The organism is Streptomyces capparidis (genome assembly GCF_054782095.1).
In genome coordinates, this window is record NZ_BAAGTD010000008.1 from 17,586 (window position 1) to 36,036 (window position 18,451).

Below are 18,451 nucleotides of genomic sequence, written 5' to 3' on the forward strand. Positions count from 1 at the left end.
CCCGCCGCCCGTGCGCCCCGGCGAGCACCCGGAACCCCGGCCCGTGCCACCGGGCGCCCCGTCGGAAGCCCTTTGCATAAAAGTGCGACCATACGTATAGTCATGCCATCGGTCGGAGGAGGAACCAGCATGGCATGGAGGGCGGCGGTCGCCGGGGCGAGCGGGTACGCGGGCGGCGAGGTCCTGCGCCTGCTGCTGGGGCACCCCGGGATCGAGATCGGCACGCTGACCGGCAACAGCAACGCGGGGCAGCGGCTCGGCGCGCTCCAGCTTCACCTGGCGCCGCTGGCCGACCGGGTCCTGGAGCCCACCGAGCCCGGGGCGCTCGCCGGGCACGACGTGGTGTTCCTCGCGCTGCCGCACGGCCGGTCCGCGGCCGTCGCCGCGGCCCTGGGCGAGGACGTGCTGGTGGTGGACTGCGGCGCGGACTTCCGGCTGAAGGACCCCGCCGACTGGACCGCCTTCTACGGCTCCCCCCACGCCGGCACCTGGCCCTACGGCCTGCCCGAGCTGCCCGGCGCCCGCGACGCGCTCAAGGGCGCCCGCCGCCTGGCCGTCCCCGGCTGCTACCCCACCGCCGTCACCCTGGCCCTGTTCCCCGCCTACGCCGCCCGTCTCGCCGAGCCCGAGGCCGTGGTGGTGGCCGCCTCCGGCACCTCCGGCGCGGGCAAGGCCCTCAAGCCGCACCTGCTGGGTTCCGAGGTCATGGGCGCGATGAGCCCCTACGGCGTCGGCGGCACGCACCGGCACACCCCGGAGATGGTGCAGAACCTCACGGCCGTGGCGGGCGAGCGGGTCACCGTCTCCTTCACCCCCACCCTCGCCCCCATGGTCCGCGGCATCCTCGCCACCTGCTCGGCGAAGGTGCGGCCCGGCACGACGGCGCGGGCGCTGCGCGAGGCCTACGCCGAGGCGTACGCCGGTGAGCCGTTCGTCCGCCTGCTGCCGGAGGGGCAGTGGCCGACCACGGCCGCCGTCACCGGCTCCAACGCCGCGCTGGTGCAGGTGGCGCTGGACGAGGCCGCGGGGCGCCTGGTGGCGATCAGCGCCATCGACAACCTGACCAAGGGCACCGCGGGCGGTGCGGTGCAGAGCATGAACATCGCCCTCGGCCTCCCCGAGGAAACGGGACTTTCCACGATCGGAGTCGCACCATGAGCGTTACGGCCGCCAAGGGCTTCCGGGCCTCGGGCGTCGCAGCCGGGATCAAGGAGTCCGGGCAGCCGGACCTGGCCCTGGTCGTCAACGACGGCCCCGGCCTGGCCGCCGCCGGGGTGTTCACCGCCAACCGCGTCAAGGCCGCCCCCGTCCTGTGGTCCGAGCAGGTCCTCAAGGGGGGCCGGGTCTCCGCCGTCGTCCTCAACTCCGGCGGCGCCAACGCCTGCACCGGGCCGCGCGGCTTCCAGGACACCCACGCCACCGCGGAGAAGGCCGCCGCCGCGCTCGGCGGTGACCACAGCCCCGGCGAGATCGCCGTCTGCTCCACCGGCCTGATCGGCACCTACCTGCCCATGGACAAGCTGCTGCCCGGTCTGGAGACGGCCGCGGCCGAGCTGTCCGGGCACGGCGGCGAGAAGGCCGCCCTCGCCATCAAGACCACCGACACCGTCCACAAGACCGCCGTGGCCTCCCGCGAGGGCTGGACGGTCGGCGGCATGGCCAAGGGCGCCGGGATGCTCGCCCCCGGCCTGGCCACCATGCTGGTGGTCCTCACCACCGACGCCGAGGCCGACGCCGCCACCCTCGACGCGGTGCTGCGCGCCGCCACCCGCGTCACCTTCGACCGCGTCGACTCCGACGGCTGCATGTCCACCAACGACACCGTGCTGCTGCTGGCCTCCGGCGCCTCCGGCGTCGCCCCGGACCGGGCGGAGCTCGCCGGGGCCGTCGAGGAGGTCTGCGCCGACCTCGCCCGGCAGCTCATCGGCGACGCCGAGGGCGCCTCCAAGGACATCAGGATCGAGGTGACCGGCGCCGCCACCGAGGACGACGCGGTCGAGGTCGCCCGCTCCATCGCCCGCAACAACCTGCTCAAGTGCGCCATCCACGGCGAGGACCCCAACTGGGGCCGGGTGCTGTCCGCCATCGGCACCACCTCCGCCGCGTTCGAGCCGGACCGGCTCGCCGTCGCCATCAACGGCGTGTGGGTGTGCAAGGAGGGATCGATCGGGGAGGACCGCGACAAGGTGGACATGCGCTACCGCGAGGTCCGCATCACCGCCGACCTCGCCGCCGGCCGGGAGTCCGCCGTGATCTGGACCAACGACCTCACGGCCGACTACGTCCACGAGAACAGCGCGTACTCGTCATGACGGCCGCCACCAGCCCCCAGCCCGCGCCCCGCCCCGGCGCCGCCCGCGGCCACACCGCGCTGCCCAAGGCACACACCCTGATAGAGGCGCTGCCCTGGCTCCAGCGCTTCCACGGCACCTGCGTCGTCATCAAGTTCGGCGGCAACGCCATGGTGGACGAGGAGCTGAAGAAGGCGTTCGCCCAGGACGTGGTCTTCCTGCGCTACGCGGGCCTCAAGCCCGTCGTCGTGCACGGCGGCGGCCCGCAGATCAGCGCCCACCTGGACCGCCTGGGCCTGACGTCCTCGTTCACCGCGGGCCTGCGCGTCACCACGCCCGAGACCATGGACGTGGTGCGGATGGTGCTCGCCGGGCAGGTGCAGCGCGAACTCGTCGGGCTGCTCAACGCCCACGGCCCGTTCGCCGTCGGCATGACCGGCGAGGACGCGCACACCATGACCGCGGTCAAGCGCATGGCCGAGGTGGACGGCGAACTGGTCGACATCGGCCTGGTCGGCGACATCACCGAGGTGGACACCGGCGCCGTGCGGGCCCTGCTGGACGACGGCCGCATCCCGGTGGTGTCCAGCATCGCCCGCGGCGCCGACGGCCACGTGTACAACATCAACGCCGACACCGCCGCCGCCACCCTGGCCGCCGCGCTGAAGGCCGAGAAGCTCGTCGTCCTCACCGACGTCGAGGGCCTGTACGCCGACTGGCCCAGCAGCGACGAGGTCATCAGCCAGTTGACGGTGAGCCAGTTGGAGAAGCTGCTCCCCGACCTGGCCAGCGGCATGGTGCCGAAGATGGAGGGCTGCCTGCGCGCCGTGCGCGCCGGGGTGGGCAAGGCCCATGTGCTCGACGGGCGGGTGCCGCACGCCCTGCTGCTCGAGGTGTTCACGGACGAGGGGATCGGGACCCAGGTCGTCCCGGACGAGGAGGGGACCGCATGAGCGACACCCGGAGCGGCGCCGGCGCCGCGCCCGCCGCCGACGGCGCGGGCAACGCCGCGCTGACCGACCGCTGGCAGCGGTCCATGATGGACAACTACGGCACCCCCCGCCTGCCGCTGGTGCGCGGCGAGGGCAGCACCGTCTGGGACGCCGACGGCAGGGCGTACACCGACTTCGTCGGCGGCATCGCCGTCAACCTCCTCGGCCACGGCCACCCCGCGGTGGTGCGGGCCGTCGGCGAGCAGATCGCCCGCCTCGGCCACGTGTCCAACCTCTTCGTCGCCGAACCCCCGGTCGCGCTCGCCGAGCGGCTGCTGCACCTGCTCGGGCGCCCGGGCCGGGTGTTCTTCGCCAACTCCGGCGCCGAGGCCAACGAGGCCGCCTTCAAGATCGCCCGCCTCACCGGGCGCACCGCCATGGTCGCCACCGAGGGCGGCTTCCACGGCCGCACCATGGGCGCGCTCGCGCTGACCGGGCAGCCCGGCAAGCAGGCCGGCTTCCACCCGCTGCCCGGCGACGTCACCCATGTGCCGTTCGGCGACGCGCGGGCGCTGCGCGCCGCCGTCACCGACGCGACCGCCGCCGTGGTCGTCGAGCCGATCCAGGGCGAGAACGGCGTGGTGGTGCCGCCGGACGGCTACCTGGCGGCGGCCCGGGAGATCACCCGCGAGGCCGGCGCGCTGCTGGTCCTGGACGAGGTGCAGACCGGGATCGGCCGCACCGGGCACTGGTTCGCCCACCAGGCCGCGGGCGTGGAGCCGGACGTGGTCACCCTCGCCAAGGGGCTCGGCGGCGGCCTGCCGATCGGCGCCACCGTCGCGTTCGGCGAGGCCGCGCTGGCCCTGACGCCGGGCCGGCACGGCACCACGTTCGGCGGCAACCCCGTGGCGTGCGCCGCCGCGCTCGCCGTGCTGGACACCATCGCCTCCGACGGCCTGCTGGACCGCGCCAAGCGCGCGGGCGAGCGGCTGCGGCAGGGCGTGGAGGCGCTGGGCCACCCCCTGGTGAGCCACGTGCGGGGCGCCGGGCTGCTGCTGGGTATCGTGCTCACCGAGCCGGTGGCACCGTTGGTGCAGCAAGCGGCTCAGGACTCCGGGTTCCTGGTGAACGCCGCCGTGCCGGACACGGTGCGGCTGGCGCCCCCGCTGATCGTCACCGATGACGAGGTGGACGCGTTCCTCCAGGCGCTGCCCGGGGTCCTCGACGGGGTGCGACGAACCGAGGACTGACGACGATGCCCGACGCTCACCAGGGACCGGCGGTCCCGCAGACCCGCACGGCGCGCCACCGCAGGATCGTGGACATCCTGAACCGGCAGCCGGTGCGCTCGCAGAGCCAGCTCGCCAAGCTGCTCGCGGACGACGGGTTGCAGGTCACGCAGGCCACGCTGTCCCGGGACCTGGACGAGCTGGGCGCCGTGAAGATCCGCAACAGCGACGGCGACCTGATCTACGCGGTGCCGTCCGAGGGCGGCTTCCGCACGCCCATGGCGCCGCTGGGGGAGTCGGTGAAGGAGGAGCGGATGGCCCGCCTCGCCGGAGAGCTGCTGATCTCCGCCGAGGCGTCGGCCAACCTCGTGGTGCTGCGCACCCCGCCGGGCGCGGCCCAGTTCTTCGCCTCGGCCATCGACCAGGCGGAGGTGCACGACATCCTGGGCACCATCGCGGGCGACGACACCCTCCTGCTGGTCAGCCGCGACCCCGAGGGCGGCCAGGCCCTGGCCGCCCACCTGCTCTCCCTCGCCGAGAAGTCCCGCTAGCGGCGGGCCTCGGGGGCGCAGCCCTCGGCGGGGCCGGGGGGGTCTCCGCCACCTGGCCTGGCGGAATGAACCGGGCCCCACCCCGCTCCCCTCTCCCTCCCATCCTCCTTTTGACGAAACATACGGACGGCTGCATACTTATACCAACCAGCGCATGGCGGCACTCCGGCCCCGCGCGTTCCGCACAGCGCACAGCGCACAGCTCCGCGAACCGAAGGAGAAACCCGTGACCGAGCGCGTCGTCCTCGCCTACTCGGGCGGCCTTGACACGTCCGTCTGCATCGGGTGGATCACGGAGGAGACCGGGGCCGAGGTCGTCGCCGTCGCCGTGGACGTCGGCCAGGGCGGCGAGGACCTGGAGATCATCCGCAAGCGGGCCCTGGCCTGCGGCGCGGTCGAGGCGGAGGTCGCCGACGCCAGGGACGAGTTCGCCGACGAGTACTGCCTGCCCGCGCTGAAGGCCAACGCCCTCTACATGGACCGGTACCCGCTGGTCTCCGCGCTGTCCCGCCCCGTCATCGTCAAGCACCTGGTCGCCGCCGCCCGCAAGCACGGCGCCGGCACCGTCGCCCACGGCTGCACCGGCAAGGGCAACGACCAGGTCCGGTTCGAGGCGGGCATCTCCTCCCTGGCGCCCGACCTGAAGTGCATCGCCCCGGTCCGGGACTACGCGATGACCCGGGACAAGGCCATCGCCTTCGCCGAGTCCAAGAACCTGCCGATCGCCACCACCAAGAAGTCCCCCTACTCCATCGACCAGAACGTCTTCGGCCGGGCCGTGGAGACCGGGTTCCTGGAGGACATCTGGAACGGCCCCGTCGAGGACGTGTACGAGTACACGCAGAACCCGGCCACCCCGCGCGAGCCCGACGAGGTCGTCATCACCTTCCGGGCCGGGGTGCCCGTGGCGATCGACGGCCGCCCGGTGACGGTCCTCCAGGCGATCGAGGAGCTGAACCGGCGGGCCGGCGCCCAGGGCGTCGGGCGGATCGACATGGTCGAGGACCGGCTGGTCGGCATCAAGTCCCGCGAGGTCTACGAGGCCCCGGGCGCGATCGCGCTGATCACCGCCCACCAGGAGCTGGAGAACGTCACCGTCGAGCGCGAGCTGGCCCGCTTCAAGCGGACCGTGGACCAGCGGTGGGGCGAGCTGGTCTACGACGGCCTGTGGTTCTCCCCGCTCAAGCGGGCCCTGGACGGCTTCGTCCAGGAGGCCAACCAGCACGTCAGCGGCGACATCCGGATGACCCTGCACGGCGGCAGGGCCGTCGTCACCGGCCGGCGCAGCGAGGAGTCCCTGTACGACTTCAACCTCGCCACCTACGACACCGGCGACACCTTCGACCAGTCCCTGTCCAAGGGCTTCATCGAGATCTTCGGCATGTCCAGCAAGATCGCGGCACGGCGGGAGCTGGGCAAGTGACGGGCAACGGGATGAACAGCGACGACCAGGTCCGCCTGTGGGGCGGCCGCTTCGCCGACGGACCGGCCGAGGCGCTGGTGCGGCTCTCCGCCTCGGTGCACTTCGACTGGCGGCTCGCCCCCTACGACATCGCCGGCTCCCGCGCCCACGCCCGGGTGCTGCACCGCGCCGGGCTGCTCGACGACGACGAGCTGGTGCGGATGCTGGCCGGGCTGGACCACCTGGAGCGCGACGTCGCCGACGGCTCGTTCACCGCCACCGTCGCCGACGAGGACGTGCACACCGCCCTGGAGCGGGGCCTGCTGGAGCGGATCGGCCCCGACCTCGGGGGCAAGCTGCGGGCCGGGCGGTCGCGCAACGACCAGGTCGCCACCCTGTTCCGGATGTACCTGCGCGACCACGCCAGGATCATCGGCGGGCTGCTGACCGACCTCGGGGAGGCCCTGGTGGGGCTCGCCGAGGCCCACCCGGACGTGGCCATGCCCGGCCGCACCCACCTCCAGCACGCCCAGCCGGTGCTGTTCGCGCACCATGTGCTCGCCCACGCCCAAGCGCTGGGCCGGGACGCGGAGCGGCTGCGCCAGTGGGACGAGCGCACCGCCGTCTCGCCGTACGGCTCGGGGGCGCTGGCCGGCTCCTCGCTCGGCCTCGACCCGCGGGCCGTCGCCGAGGACCTCGGCTTCGAGCGCGGCTCGGTGGCGAACTCCATCGACGGCACGGCCTCGCGCGACTTCGTCGCCGAGTTCGCGTTCGTCACCGCGATGATCGGCGTGGACGTCTCCCGCATCGCCGAGGAGATCATCCTCTGGGCGACCAAGGAGTTCTCCTTCGTCACCCTGCACGACGCGTTCTCCACCGGCTCGTCGATCATGCCGCAGAAGAAGAACCCCGACATCGCCGAGCTGGCACGCGGCAAGGCCGGGCGGCTGATCGGCAACCTGACCGGGCTGCTGGCCACCCTCAAGGCGCTGCCGCTGGCCTACAACCGGGACCTCCAGGAGGACAAGGAGCCCGTCTTCGACTCCTGCGACACCCTGGAGGTGCTGCTGCCCGCGTTCACCGGGATGGTGGCCACGCTCACCGTCAACCGGGAGCGCATGGAGGAGCTGGCGCCCGCCGGGTTCTCCCTCGCCACCGACGTGGCCGAGTGGCTGGTCAAGCAGGGCGTGCCGTTCCGGGTGGCGCACGAGGTCGCCGGCGCGTGCGTCAAGGAGTGCGAGGCGCACGGCATCGAGCTCGACCAGCTCACCGACGAGCAGTTCGCGCGGATCTCCCCGCACCTGACGCCCGAGGTGCGCTCGGTGCTCAATGTGCCCGGCGCGCTCGCCTCCCGCGACGGCCGCGGCGGCACCGCCCCGGTGCGGGTCGCCGAGCAGCTCGCCGAGGTCAGGCAGGACCTGGCGGCGCAGCGGGCCTGGGCCGAGGCGAAGCGGTAGCGCGGCGGGCCGGGCGGCGCCCCGGCCCGGGCACCCGCGGTTCCCGGGGGCGGCGGCCCGCCCCCGGGACCGGCGCGTTCAGCGGCGGCGGCCCTGGCGCTCGCCGTCCACGTACACCTCCGCCCGGTCGTCGTAGAAGCAGACCAGACCGGTGATCCCGGAGCTCTCCGGCAGCGGGGAGGGGTAGCTCCAGGCGATGTCCCGCACCACCCGGTCCCCGACCCGGGCCGACAGGTGCCGCGCCCGGCCCTTGTACGGGCAGTGCGTGACGGTGTCGCTGGGCTCCAGCAGGTCCAGGCGCACATCCGTCTGCGCCAGGTAGAAGCGCGGCGGCAGCCCCGTCTCGAACAGCACCCGCGGCGCCCGCGACTCGGCGAGCACCACCCCGTCCAGCTCCACCCGGACGTGCCGGGAGGAGGCCAGCACGTCGATCCTGGTGTACGGGCTGCGCGGGTGGGTGAACACCTCCTCGTCCTCCTCGAACCAGGAGTCCATGGCCGCCCACTCCAGGCGCACCAGGTCCCGCAGCTCCTCCACCGGGGAGTCCTCGTAGACGCACGCCGCGTCCACGGCGCTCTTCCCCGGCACCGCGACGTCGAACAGCCGCCCCTCACCGCGGCTGGGCGAGCGCCTGGTGCGGTCGGTGGGGGTGAGCAGCTCCGTGTGGACGTCGGCGAGGGGCAGGTAGTAGGCCGGGTAGTGCGGGTTCTCCCACACCAGGACCGGCCGGGTGGAGTCGGCCACCAGATGGCCGCCCAGGTAGACACGCACCCGCTTGGCGCCCCGCTCCAGGCGCACCGGGGTCCGGGTGGCGACGTTCGCTGTGGATTCGCTCATGCCCGGTCAACGACGGGCGACCGCCGCGGCATTTCCCTCTCACCCGCCCGGCGCCCACCCGCCGCGCCGGCGGGCGCCGAGGGGGCGGCTCAGGCCGCCTTCGCCTTGGTGGCGTACATGTCCACGTACTCCTGCCCGGACAGCAGCATCACCTGGTGCATCACCTCGTCGGTGACGGCGCGCAGCACATAGCGGTCCCGCTCCATGCCCTCGTACCGGGAGAAGTCCAGCGGAGCGCCGAAGCGGACGCCGACCCGGCGCGGCCGCGGCAGCCGGGCGCCGGGCGGCTGCACCCGGTCGGTGTCGATCAGGGCGCACGGCACCACCACCGCGCCGGTGGTCAGCGCCAGCCGGGCCAGCCCGGTGCGGCCCCGGTACAGGCGGCCGTCGGGGGAGCGGGTGCCCTCCGGGTGGATGCCGAACACGTCGCCGCGCTCCAGCACGCGCCGCCCGGTCTCCAGGGCGGCGACCCCGCCGTGCGCGCCGTCGCGCTCCACCGGGATCATGCCGAGCCCGCGGAAGAACGCGGCCTTCAGCCGGCCGCGCAGACCGCGCCCGGTGACGTACTCCGCCTTGCCGATGAAGTACACCGGCCGCTTGACCGCCATGCCCATGAACAGCGAGTCGGTGAAGGCCAGATGGTTGCCCGCCAGGATCACCGGGCCCTGCGCCGGGATGTTCCCGGCCCCCTCCACCCGGGGACGGAACAGCACGCGCAGCAGCGTGCCGAGCAGTGCCTTGGCCAAGGTCTGGAACAACGAGCCCTCCGTGGTGCGACGGCGCGGCGGACACCGCGTCGAAGGCCGACGATACTTGCGCCGGCCGCTGTCCGCCTCGCCGGGTTCGCGTGCTTGACGACCTTGAAACCATGTTTTACCGGATATTTGCCGAGCGGGGCGAACAGGACCGGGCGGCGCCCGCGCCCGCAGGCGGCCCGGCGCCGGCGGGCGCGGCCTGCGTCGGTCGGTCGTGTCGGCCGGTGGTGTCGGCCGGTGTTCGGGGGGAGTTCCCGCGCAGGACGGCCACGGGACACCGGGGCGGCTCTACGATGCGCGGGACCTTGTCAGGTCCGTAACACACGAACCACACCGGGAGTGCTCATGACGCAGGGCGGAAGGCGGGGAGTGGGCCGCAGAGCGGTCCTCGGCGCGGGGGCGCTCGGCGCGGGCGGCGCCGTGCTCGGGCTGCCGGACCGGGCCGCGGCCGAGGACGGCGCGGCGGCCGCCGGGGCCGGGGGCGGGCTGCCCCGGCCCGCCGTCATCGCCCACCGCGGCGCCAGCGGCTACCGTCCCGAGCACACCCTCGGCGCCTACCAGCTCGCCCTCGACATGGGCGCGGACGTCATCGAGCAGGACCTGGTGCCCACCAAGGACGGCCACCTGGTGTGCCGTCACGAGAACGACATCACCGGCACCACCGACGTCGCCGACCACCCCGAGTTCGCGGACCGGAGGACCACCAAGACCGTCGACGGCGTCCGCTACACCGGCTGGTTCACCGAGGACTTCACCCTCGCCGAGCTGAAGACCCTGCGCGCCAAGGAGCGCATCCCCGCCGTCCGCAGGAACAACACCCTCTACGACGGGCGCTGGGAGGTGCCCACCTTCGAGGAGGTGCTGCGCTGGGCCAGGAACCGCCGCACCGCCTCGGGCCGCCCGGTGTGGCTCCACGTCGAGACCAAGCACCCCACCTACTTCCGCAAGCTGGGCCTGGGCCTGGAGGAGCCGCTGGCGAAGCTGCTGCGCCGCCACGGCAAGGCGGGCCGGAACGCGCCGGTCTTCCTCCAGTCCTTCGAGCCCGGCAGCCTCCAGCGGCTCTCCCGCCTGGTCGGCAACCCGCTGGTGCAGTTGCTGTCCTCGGCGAGCTCCCGGCCCTGGGACTTCCAGGAGGCCGGCGACCCGCGCACCGTCGCCGACCTGGTCACGCCCGAGGGCCTGGCGTGGACCGCCCGGTACGCCTCCGGCATCGGGCCCACCACCGCGCTGCTGGTGCCCACCGACCCGGCGACCGGCCGTCTGGGCGAGCCGACCACCCTGGTCCGCGACGCCCACCGCGCCGGCCTGCTCGTCCACCCGTACACCCTGCGCAACGAGAACCAGTTCCTCCCCGCGGACTTCCGCCGCGGCACCGACGGCAACGCCTTCGGCGACGTCTTCGCCGCGTACCGGCTGTACTACGGCCTCGGCATCGACGGTGTCTTCTCCGACCACCCCGACACCGCCCTGCTGGCCCGCGACGACCTGGCCTGACCACCCCCGCGCCGGGGCGGGGCGCCCGCCCCGGCCCGGCACCCCGCCGCGCGCCCCCGTGAGCCGCCCCCCCGCGGGGGGCGTGCGGTGCGGCGCGCCGCACGCCTGCCCCGTCCGGGTGACGGCGCACGCCGGCCCGTGACCGCGCCGCCCCCGGCGCCGTCGGTCCCCGTGTGACGACCCCTGGCCCCGACTCCGCCGCCGGGCCCCGCCGTGACGACCCGTCGGACGAGGACTCCGCCGTGCTGCTCGCCGCCGCGCTCGGCAGCCCGGCGGCGCTGGCCCGGCTGCGCCGCGCGCTGCTCGCCGAGCTGGCCGCGCTCCCGCCGGACGCCCGCCCGCACGGGCCGGACGAGCGGGACGACCTGGAGCAGACCGTCTGGCTGCGCATGCTCGAACACCTCGCCGCCGGCGGCGGCCCGCAGCGCCCGGTGCCGTGGCTGCGCCGTGTCGCCCGGCAGGAGGCGCGGCGGGCCGCGGACGCCCGCCGCTCCGCCCCGGTGCCCACCCCCGCGCTCCCCCCGCCCGCCTCCGCGCTCCCGCCCGCGCCCGACGAGCGGGCCTGGGACCTGCGCCGCGCCCTGCCCCGCCTGCCCGGCCGCTGCCCCCGCCTGCTGGCCGCGCTGCTCGGCCGGCCCGTGCCCACGTACCGGGAGCTGGCGGCGGAGTTGGGAATCTCACAGGGCAGCATCGGGCCCGTGCGCTCGCGCTGCCTGGCCTGCCTGCGCAGAATGCTGGTGTCGCGGGGTTGATCTCGGGTGAGCTGGGTAATCCCCGGTAAACACCCGATGACGGCGCTGCCGACGATGTCCTGCGGGTGCGGGGTCCGGCGCTGTGCGTCGGGCTCCACCTCGTCGGACTGCTGTGCGAAGATCAGCGCCACGGACCGGCGCCAACCGTGTCGGATCCGGTCAGGGCACACGTTCCGGGCAGGCAACCCTCATCCTCACTGCCCGGACGGACTCAGGGAGGCCTGCGCACATGGGCATGAGCGTGACCATCTCTCCGGCGGCCGACGGCGACGCCGAATCGATCCTCAAACTCCAGTATCTGTGCTTCCAGAGCGAGGCCGAGCTGTACGGCGACTACAGCATCGAGCCGCTCACCCAGACCCTCGACGAGCTGCGCGCCGAGCTCGCCTCGGCCCGCGTGCTGGTGGCACGGCTGGGCAGCGAGGTCGTCGGCTCGGTGCGCGGCACCGTGGAGGAGGACGGCTCCGCCGCCATCGGCAAGCTGATCGTCCACCCCCGGATGCAGCGGCACGGCCTCGGCGGGCGGCTGCTGCGCGCCATCGAGGCCCGTCTCGCCGAGGAGGCGCAGGTCAAGCGCTACCGGCTGAGCACCGGTCACCGCAGTGAAGGCAATCTGCGCCTGTACCGGCGGTTCGGCTACGAGACCGTCGGCACCGACCGGATCAGCCGCAGCCTCGACGTCATCACGCTCGAGAAGCCGGTTTTCGCGGCCGGGGCGGCCGGCACCGCCCTGGCGGCCAGCGCCTGACCGAGCGCGGCCGCGCGGCGGCAGCTCCCGTCGATGACCCCGCCGCCCCGCGGCGGGGTCATCGACGTAGGCTGACCGATCATGCACACTCTTCCGGCCGAAGGACACACGTTCGACGACCTTCTCTGTGAAGGCGTCCTGTTCGACAACGACGGCACCCTCATCGACTCGCTGGGCGCTGTCGCCCGCTGTTGGACCCGCTGGGCCGAGGAGTACCGGGTCACCCCCGAGCGTTTCGCCGCGGTGGAGCTGCACGGCCGGCCGGCCGCCGAGATCGTCGCCGACCTGCTGCCGGCCTCCCGGGTGCCGGAGGCGGTGCGCCGCATCGAGGAGCTGGAGCTCGCCGACACCGAAGGGGTGCGGGCGCTGCCCGGCGCCGCCGAGCTGGTCGCCTCCCTTCCCGCGGACCGCTGGGCCGTCGTCACCTCGGCGACCCGGGCCCTGGCGGAGCGGCGGCTGGCCGCGGTGGGCATCCACCCGCCGCTGATCGTGGCCGCGGACGACGTCACCCGGGGCAAGCCGGACCCGGAGCCGTTCCTGCTGGCCGCGGGGAAGCTCGGGGTCGCGCCGGGACGCTGCGTGGTCTTCGAGGACGCCCCCGTCGGGCTCGCCGCCGCCCGCGCGGCCGGGATGACCGGCGTCGCCGTCGTCACCACCCACCGCCGCGAGGAGCTGGCGGCGGACGCGGTGCTCGACGGGCTGCACCAGGTGCGAGCGCTGCCCGGCGCCGGGGGAGTGCGGCTGGCCCTGGGCGGCTGAGCCGGCCGGGGGCGGGCCGTGCGGGCTCGCGCGGCCCGGCGCGGCCGGAAACGCGCGGCGCGCCGGGGACCACCCCTGTCACTCCCACCCGGCCACCCCTACGATCGCTTCGTGCGCAGCGACCTGTTCAAGACCGAGTACCAGGCCCAGGCCCCCACCGCGCCCGGGATGACCTTGCAGCACTCCAAGGCGATCAAGTACGTCGTCAACGGGGAGTGCCACGCCCGGCAGGGCGCCATGGTCGCCTACCGCGGCAACCTCCAGTTCGAGGTGAAGGCGCAGGGCGTCGGCAACTTCCTCAAGCGCGCCGTCACCGGCGAGGGGCTCGCGCTGATGGCGGTGCGCGGCCAGGGCGAGGTGTGGTTCGCCAACCGGGCGGAGAACTGCTTCGTGGTGGATCTGGAGCCGCACGACTCGCTGACCATCAACGGCCGCAACGTGCTGTGCTTCGACCCCACCCTGTCCTACGAGATCAAGATGGTGAGCGGCGCCGGGATGACCGGCGGCGGCCTGTTCAACTGCGTGTTCGCCGGGCAGGGCCGGATCGGGCTGACCTGCGACGGCTCACCGATCATCATCCCCGTCACGCACGACAACCCGGTGTACGTGGACACCGACGCCGTGGTGGGCTGGTCCAGCCAGTTGCACACCTCCATCCGCCGCTCGCAGAGCGTGAAGTCGATGCTCAGGGGCGGCTCCGGCGAGGTGTACCAGCTCGCGCTCCAGGGCGAGGGTTTCGTCATCGTCCAGCCGAGCGAGGCCAAGCCGACCCCCGGCACCTGAGACCCGCCCCGCGACGGCGGGGCGGCGCGAGTCCGGCACCGGCCGGGCGGCGGGAGCACTCCCGGCGCCCGGCCGCCGCGTTCCGCCGCCCGCGCCCGGCCGGCGACGACCGCACCCCCGCCGACCCTCACCGCACCCCCCGCAAACCCCCCGCGCCCCGGGCCCGCCCCCGGCCGGGCTCCCCGTCCCCTCACCCCGAACCCGGCGCAACCCGGTCCCCCCAAGCCCTCCGTCCGCCATCCGGACAGTACGTGCCGCTTTTTGGGACTGGATCACCTGTCTGGTTTACTAGGGGTCATGACCGCGACGACGACATGCACCTGTGCGACCGAGGCGAAGACGCCCGGTGTCCACGGCATGTGTCGTACGTGTCCGATGTGCCGAATGTGTGACCGCTGAGGGCCCCTGCTCCAGCCTCGCGCCCCGAAGCGAGACCGTCGCGCCACGCCCCACGGCGAGCGCCGACGCCCGTCCCCGGCACGCAACGTCACGGTAGTGAGTCCATGCAGTCCATGCAGCCCATGATCCCCGCGGCCATCCGCCGCTGCCGCCTGGCGCACCTCCCGCAGCCGCCCGGCGCCCGCCGCTGACCGCACCCCCTGCCGCCGCCCCGCCACCGGGGCCGACGTTGCGCCGACATGCCCCGATCCCCAGTGAAACGCAGTGATGTGCCCACGTGTGCGGTGATCCGCGCCGCGCACTCGACAGTGATGGACTACTCGTGATCACCACCGCCGACCTGAAGAAGGTCTACCGCTCGCGAGGGCGCGACGTCGTCGCGCTCGACGGGGTGGACCTCCATGTGCGCGAGGGCGAGGTCTTCGGCGTCGTCGGCCGAAGCGGCGCCGGCAAGAGCACCCTCATCCGCTGCGTCAACCTCCTGGAGCGCCCCACCTCGGGCACCGTGACCGTGGACGGCCAGGAGCTGACCGCGCTCGGCAACCGCGACCTGCGGGCGGCCCGCAGCCGCATCGGCATGGTCTTCCAGCACTTCAACCTGCTGTCCTCCAGGACCGTGCGCGGCAACGTGGAGCTGCCGCTGGAGATCCTCGGCGTCAGCGGCGCCGAGCGCACCCGCAAGGCCATGGAGCTGCTCGACCTCGTCGGCCTCGCCGACAAGGCCAGGGCCTACCCCGCCCAGCTCTCCGGCGGCCAGAAGCAGCGCGTCGGCATCGCCCGCGCGCTCGCCGGCGACCCGAAGGTGCTGCTCTCCGACGAGGCCACCTCCGCCCTGGACCCGGAGACCACCCGCTCCATCCTCCAGCTCCTGCGCGACCTCAACCGGCGCCTGGGCCTGACCGTCCTGCTCATCACCCACGAGATGGACGTCATCAAGGCCGTGTGCGACTCGGCGGCGCTGATGGAGGGCGGGCGCGTCGTGGAGTCCGGCACCGTCGCGGAGCTGCTCGCCACCCCCGGCTCCGAGCTGGCCCGGGAGCTGTTCCCCGTCGGCGGCGTGCCCTCCTCCGAGGACCGCACCGTGATCGACCTCACCTTCCACGGCGACACCACCGCCAGGCCCGTCATCTCGCAGCTCGCCCGCTCCTACAACGTGGACGTCTCCATCCTCGGCGCCGCCGTCGAGACCATCGGCGGCCTCCAGGTCGGCCGGATGCGCATCGAGCTGCCCGGCCGCTTCGAGGACAACGTCGTCCCCATCGGCTACCTGCGCGAGCAGGGCCTGACGGTGGACGTGGCCGAACCCGAACGCCCCTCCGCGACCCTGTCCGCCGCCCCGACCGCCGCCGCCCCGGCCGCGACCGCCGCCGTGAAGGAGACCGCCAAGTGACCTGGGACGAGATGCGCCCCCTGCTCACCGACGGCTGTTACGACACCCTCTACATGGTCGGCGTCTCCGCGCTGATCGCCGTGGCGGGCGGACTGCCGCTCGGGGTGCTGCTCGTGCTCACCGACCGCGGCGGCCTGCTCCAGAACACCGTGGTGAACAAGGTCATCGGCGTGGTCGTCAACATCGGCCGCTCATTGCCGTTCATCATCCTGATGGTCTGGCTGATGCCGTTCACCCGCTCGATCGTCGGCACCAGCATCGGCACCGACGCCGCCATCGTGCCGCTCGCCGTCGGCGCCATCCCCTTCTTCGCCCGGCTGGTGGAGACCGCCGTGCGCGAGGTGGACCACGGTCTCGTGGAAGCCGTGCAGTCCATGGGCGGCGGCACCTGGACCGTGGTCCGCAAGGTGCTGCTCCCCGAGTCCCTGCCCTCGGTGGTCTCCGGCCTGACCACCACCGTCATCGCGCTCATCGGCTACTCCGCGATGGCCGGCGCGGTCGGCGCCGAGGGCCTGGGCGACGTGGCCATCCGCTACGGCTACCAGCGGTTCGAGGAAGACCTGATGAACGCCACGATCGTGCTCCTCGTCGTCCTGGTCACCCTCGTCCAGCTCGCCGGGGACCTCGCCGCGCGGGCGCTGAGCCACCGCGGCCGGGCCACCGCCGTCCGGCCCAGGCTGCGTCTGCTGCGCCCCAGGCCCCCGCGCACCGCGGAACCCAAGACCTCCTGACCGACCGGCCCCCGCCCGGGGACCACCGGTCATCTGCACCACAACGAACGAAAGGCACTTTTCGTGCGCAACGTCATCACCGCCACCGTCACCGGACTCGCCGCGGGCGCCCTCGCGCTCTCCCTGTCCGCCTGCGGCTCCGACTCCGGCGAGGACGGCGCCCTGGTCGTCGCCGCCACCCCCACCCCGCACGGGGAGATCCTGAAGTACATCAAGGACAACCTCGCGGACAAGGAAGGGCTGAAGCTGGAGGTGAAGGAGTTCACCGACTACAACCAGCCCAACCGGGCCACCCAGGACGGCGACGTGGACGCCAACTTCTTCCAGCACCGCCCCTTCCTCGACGACTTCAACGCCAAGCAGGGCACCACGATCGTCCCCGTGGCCGACGTGCACGTGGAGCCGCTCGCGCTGTACTCCAAGAAGGTCGACTCGCTGAAGGACCTCGAGGACGGCGCGACCATCGCCCTGCCCAACGACGCCACCAACGAGGGCCGCGCCCTCGCCCTGCTCGCCGACAACGGGCTGCTCACCCTGAAGGAGGGCGTCGGCCAGGCCGCGACCCCCAAGGACATCACCGCCAACCCCAGGAAGCTCAAGTTCAAGGAGCTGGAGGCGGCCCTGCTGCCGCGCTCCCTGGAGGACACCGACGCCTCCGTGGTCAACGGCAACTACGCCCTGGAGGCCGACCTCAACCCGGCGAAGGACGCGCTGGCCGCCGAGCGGGCCAAGGGCAACCCGTACGCGAACTTCCTCGCGGTGAAGAAGGGCGACGAGTCCGACCCGCAGGTGAAGAAGCTGGCCGAGCTGCTCCAGTCCCCCGAGGTGAAGAAGTTCATCGAGGACGAGTACGAGGGCGCCGTCGTCCCCGCCTTCTGACCGACCCCGCACCCCCGGCCCCCCACCGGCCGGCCCCGCGGCCCGGGCCCACCCCCGCAACCGGCCGACGTCGCGCACGGCCGCGGAACCGCACCCGCCGCGGAACCGCGGCCCCGCGCGGCGGCCGGCCCGGCCCGTCCCGCGCGGCTCGGGCGCCGCGGCCCGCCCCGCCCGGTCCCCGCCGCGCCCAGCCCCGCCGTGCTCAGTCCCGCCGCGTCCAGTACACGTCCGTCGTGTACGGCAGCTCCACCCGCTCCCGGCCCCGCGTGGCCTCGTGCCGGGACAGCACCGCCTCCACCTCGGCCCGCACCGCGTCCCGCTCCCGCGCGTCCAGCGCCGCGATGTGGCTGGAGGACAGCATCCGCTCCACCACGCCCTCCCGCGTCATGGTGTGCGGGTTGGGCAGGTGCCGCTCCTGCACCGCCGACCAGCCCGGCCGTCCCTGGAGCGCCCGGCGCCACCGCCCGTCCTGGTGGCTCGGCAGCCCGCTGGGCGCCCGCCGCGAGTAGATCGCCTCGAAGTCGCGCACCCACGGCACGGACGTGTCGTAGGTGTTCCACACCAGGGCCAGCGCCCCGCCGGGCCGCAGGATCCGCTCCACCTCGTCCAGCGCCGCGTCCTGCCGGAACCAGTGCCACGACTGCGCCGCCACCACCGCGTCCACCGACGCGTCCGGCAGGCCCGTGCGCTCCGCCGTGCCGTCCGTGACCGCCACCTGCGGCAGCAGCTCCGCCAGGCTCTCGCGCATCGCCGCCACCGGCTCCACCGCCACCACGCGCGCCCCCGTCAGCGCCAGCAGCCTGGTGAACTTGCCCGTTCCCGCGCCGATGTCCACCACCGTGCGGCCCTGTTCGAGTCCCAGCGCCCGCGTGAGCTCGGCCAGCACGGACATGGGGTAGGAGGGACGGGACCGCTCGTACTCGCCCGCGGCCCGCTGGTAACCGACGCTTGCTGCCTGGTGGACCGTCACGCGCGCTGACGGTAGCAGGATCGGATGGACACAGCGGAAACGTCAGGCGACTACGTCAACCTCACGTCGCCCGAAGGTGGATTTTCCGCCCG

General features: G+C 73.8%; 18 protein-coding genes. 15 read left to right on the forward strand and 3 right to left on the reverse strand.

Annotated features, from left to right (window positions below; translation table 11 throughout):
* Positions 1 to 129 precede the first annotated feature (129 nt).
* From argC to argH, 7 genes are all read left to right on the forward strand, one after another.
* The gene (gene argC / locus ACYVO2_RS08975; protein ID WP_461007104.1) at positions 130 to 1,158 is read left to right on the forward strand and encodes an N-acetyl-gamma-glutamyl-phosphate reductase; all 1,029 of its coding nucleotides are present in this window, start codon (positions 130 to 132) and stop codon (positions 1,156 to 1,158) included.
* On the forward strand, positions 1,155 to 2,312 hold the full coding sequence (argJ, locus tag ACYVO2_RS08980) for a bifunctional glutamate N-acetyltransferase/amino-acid acetyltransferase ArgJ (protein WP_461007105.1): 1,158 nt from the start codon (positions 1,155 to 1,157) through the stop codon (positions 2,310 to 2,312). Before argC ends, argJ begins: the two co-directional genes overlap by 4 nt.
* Positions 2,309 to 3,244: an acetylglutamate kinase gene (gene argB, locus ACYVO2_RS08985; protein WP_461007106.1), complete on the forward strand. Its 936-nt coding sequence runs from the start codon at positions 2,309 to 2,311 to the stop codon at positions 3,242 to 3,244. Before argJ ends, argB begins: the two co-directional genes overlap by 4 nt.
* Positions 3,241 to 4,473: an acetylornithine transaminase gene (locus tag ACYVO2_RS08990; protein WP_461007107.1), complete on the forward strand. Its 1,233-nt coding sequence runs from the start codon at positions 3,241 to 3,243 to the stop codon at positions 4,471 to 4,473. Before argB ends, ACYVO2_RS08990 begins: the two co-directional genes overlap by 4 nt.
* Before the next feature lie 5 nt (positions 4,474 to 4,478).
* Positions 4,479 to 5,003: an arginine repressor gene (locus tag ACYVO2_RS08995; protein WP_461007108.1), complete on the forward strand. Its 525-nt coding sequence runs from the start codon at positions 4,479 to 4,481 to the stop codon at positions 5,001 to 5,003.
* Between the two features lie 226 nt (positions 5,004 to 5,229).
* Positions 5,230 to 6,426, forward strand: a complete 1,197-nt coding sequence (locus ACYVO2_RS09000; RefSeq protein ID WP_461007109.1) for an argininosuccinate synthase — start codon at positions 5,230 to 5,232, stop codon at positions 6,424 to 6,426.
* Between the two features lie 11 nt (positions 6,427 to 6,437).
* Entirely contained in the window at positions 6,438 to 7,862 is a 1,425-nt protein-coding gene (gene argH, locus ACYVO2_RS09005; protein ID WP_461007253.1) for an argininosuccinate lyase, read from the forward strand.
* Positions 7,863 to 7,940: 78 nt separating this feature from the next.
* On the opposite strand, the gene ACYVO2_RS09010 is transcribed toward argH, so the two are convergent.
* Positions 7,941 to 8,699: a DUF427 domain-containing protein gene (locus ACYVO2_RS09010; RefSeq protein WP_461007110.1), complete on the reverse strand. Its 759-nt coding sequence runs from the start codon at positions 8,697 to 8,699 to the stop codon at positions 7,941 to 7,943.
* An 89-nt stretch (positions 8,700 to 8,788) separates the two neighbouring features.
* Positions 8,789 to 9,457 (reverse strand): lysophospholipid acyltransferase family protein, encoded by a 669-nt coding sequence (locus ACYVO2_RS09015; RefSeq protein ID WP_461007111.1) that lies wholly within the window; start codon positions 9,455 to 9,457, stop codon positions 8,789 to 8,791.
* A 342-nt stretch (positions 9,458 to 9,799) separates the two neighbouring features.
* Between ACYVO2_RS09015 and ACYVO2_RS09020 the strand changes: the two genes are divergently transcribed.
* The 8 genes from ACYVO2_RS09020 to ACYVO2_RS09055 all read left to right on the forward strand — a co-directional run bounded on the left by ACYVO2_RS09020 (position 9,800) and on the right by ACYVO2_RS09055 (position 17,389).
* Entirely contained in the window at positions 9,800 to 10,948 is a 1,149-nt protein-coding gene (locus tag ACYVO2_RS09020; RefSeq protein ID WP_461007112.1) for a glycerophosphodiester phosphodiesterase, read from the forward strand.
* 173 nt (positions 10,949 to 11,121) lie between these two features.
* Entirely contained in the window at positions 11,122 to 11,700 is a 579-nt protein-coding gene (locus tag ACYVO2_RS09025) for a sigma-70 RNA polymerase sigma factor region 4 domain-containing protein (protein WP_461007113.1), read from the forward strand.
* Positions 11,701 to 11,929: 229 nt separating this feature from the next.
* Complete coding sequence (locus ACYVO2_RS09030) at positions 11,930 to 12,448, forward strand: GNAT family N-acetyltransferase (protein WP_461007114.1); 519 nt, start codon at positions 11,930 to 11,932, stop codon at positions 12,446 to 12,448.
* An 81-nt stretch (positions 12,449 to 12,529) separates the two neighbouring features.
* Positions 12,530 to 13,207, forward strand: coding sequence for an HAD-IA family hydrolase (locus ACYVO2_RS09035; RefSeq protein WP_461007115.1), 678 nt, complete (start codon positions 12,530 to 12,532; stop codon positions 13,205 to 13,207).
* A gap of 111 nt (positions 13,208 to 13,318) precedes the next feature.
* Entirely contained in the window at positions 13,319 to 13,990 is a 672-nt protein-coding gene (locus tag ACYVO2_RS09040; RefSeq protein ID WP_461007116.1) for an AIM24 family protein, read from the forward strand.
* A 721-nt stretch (positions 13,991 to 14,711) separates the two neighbouring features.
* Positions 14,712 to 15,779, forward strand: a complete 1,068-nt coding sequence (locus ACYVO2_RS09045; protein ID WP_461007117.1) for a methionine ABC transporter ATP-binding protein — start codon at positions 14,712 to 14,714, stop codon at positions 15,777 to 15,779.
* Positions 15,776 to 16,510, forward strand: a complete 735-nt coding sequence (locus tag ACYVO2_RS09050) for a methionine ABC transporter permease (protein WP_461007118.1) — start codon at positions 15,776 to 15,778, stop codon at positions 16,508 to 16,510. Before ACYVO2_RS09045 ends, ACYVO2_RS09050 begins: the two co-directional genes overlap by 4 nt.
* 63 nt (positions 16,511 to 16,573) lie before the next feature.
* Complete coding sequence (locus ACYVO2_RS09055) at positions 16,574 to 17,389, forward strand: MetQ/NlpA family ABC transporter substrate-binding protein (protein ID WP_461007119.1); 816 nt, start codon at positions 16,574 to 16,576, stop codon at positions 17,387 to 17,389.
* A gap of 202 nt (positions 17,390 to 17,591) precedes the next feature.
* On the opposite strand, the gene ACYVO2_RS09060 is transcribed toward ACYVO2_RS09055, so the two are convergent.
* Positions 17,592 to 18,359, reverse strand: coding sequence for a class I SAM-dependent methyltransferase (locus ACYVO2_RS09060; protein ID WP_461007120.1), 768 nt, complete (start codon positions 18,357 to 18,359; stop codon positions 17,592 to 17,594).
* Positions 18,360 to 18,451 lie beyond the last annotated feature (92 nt).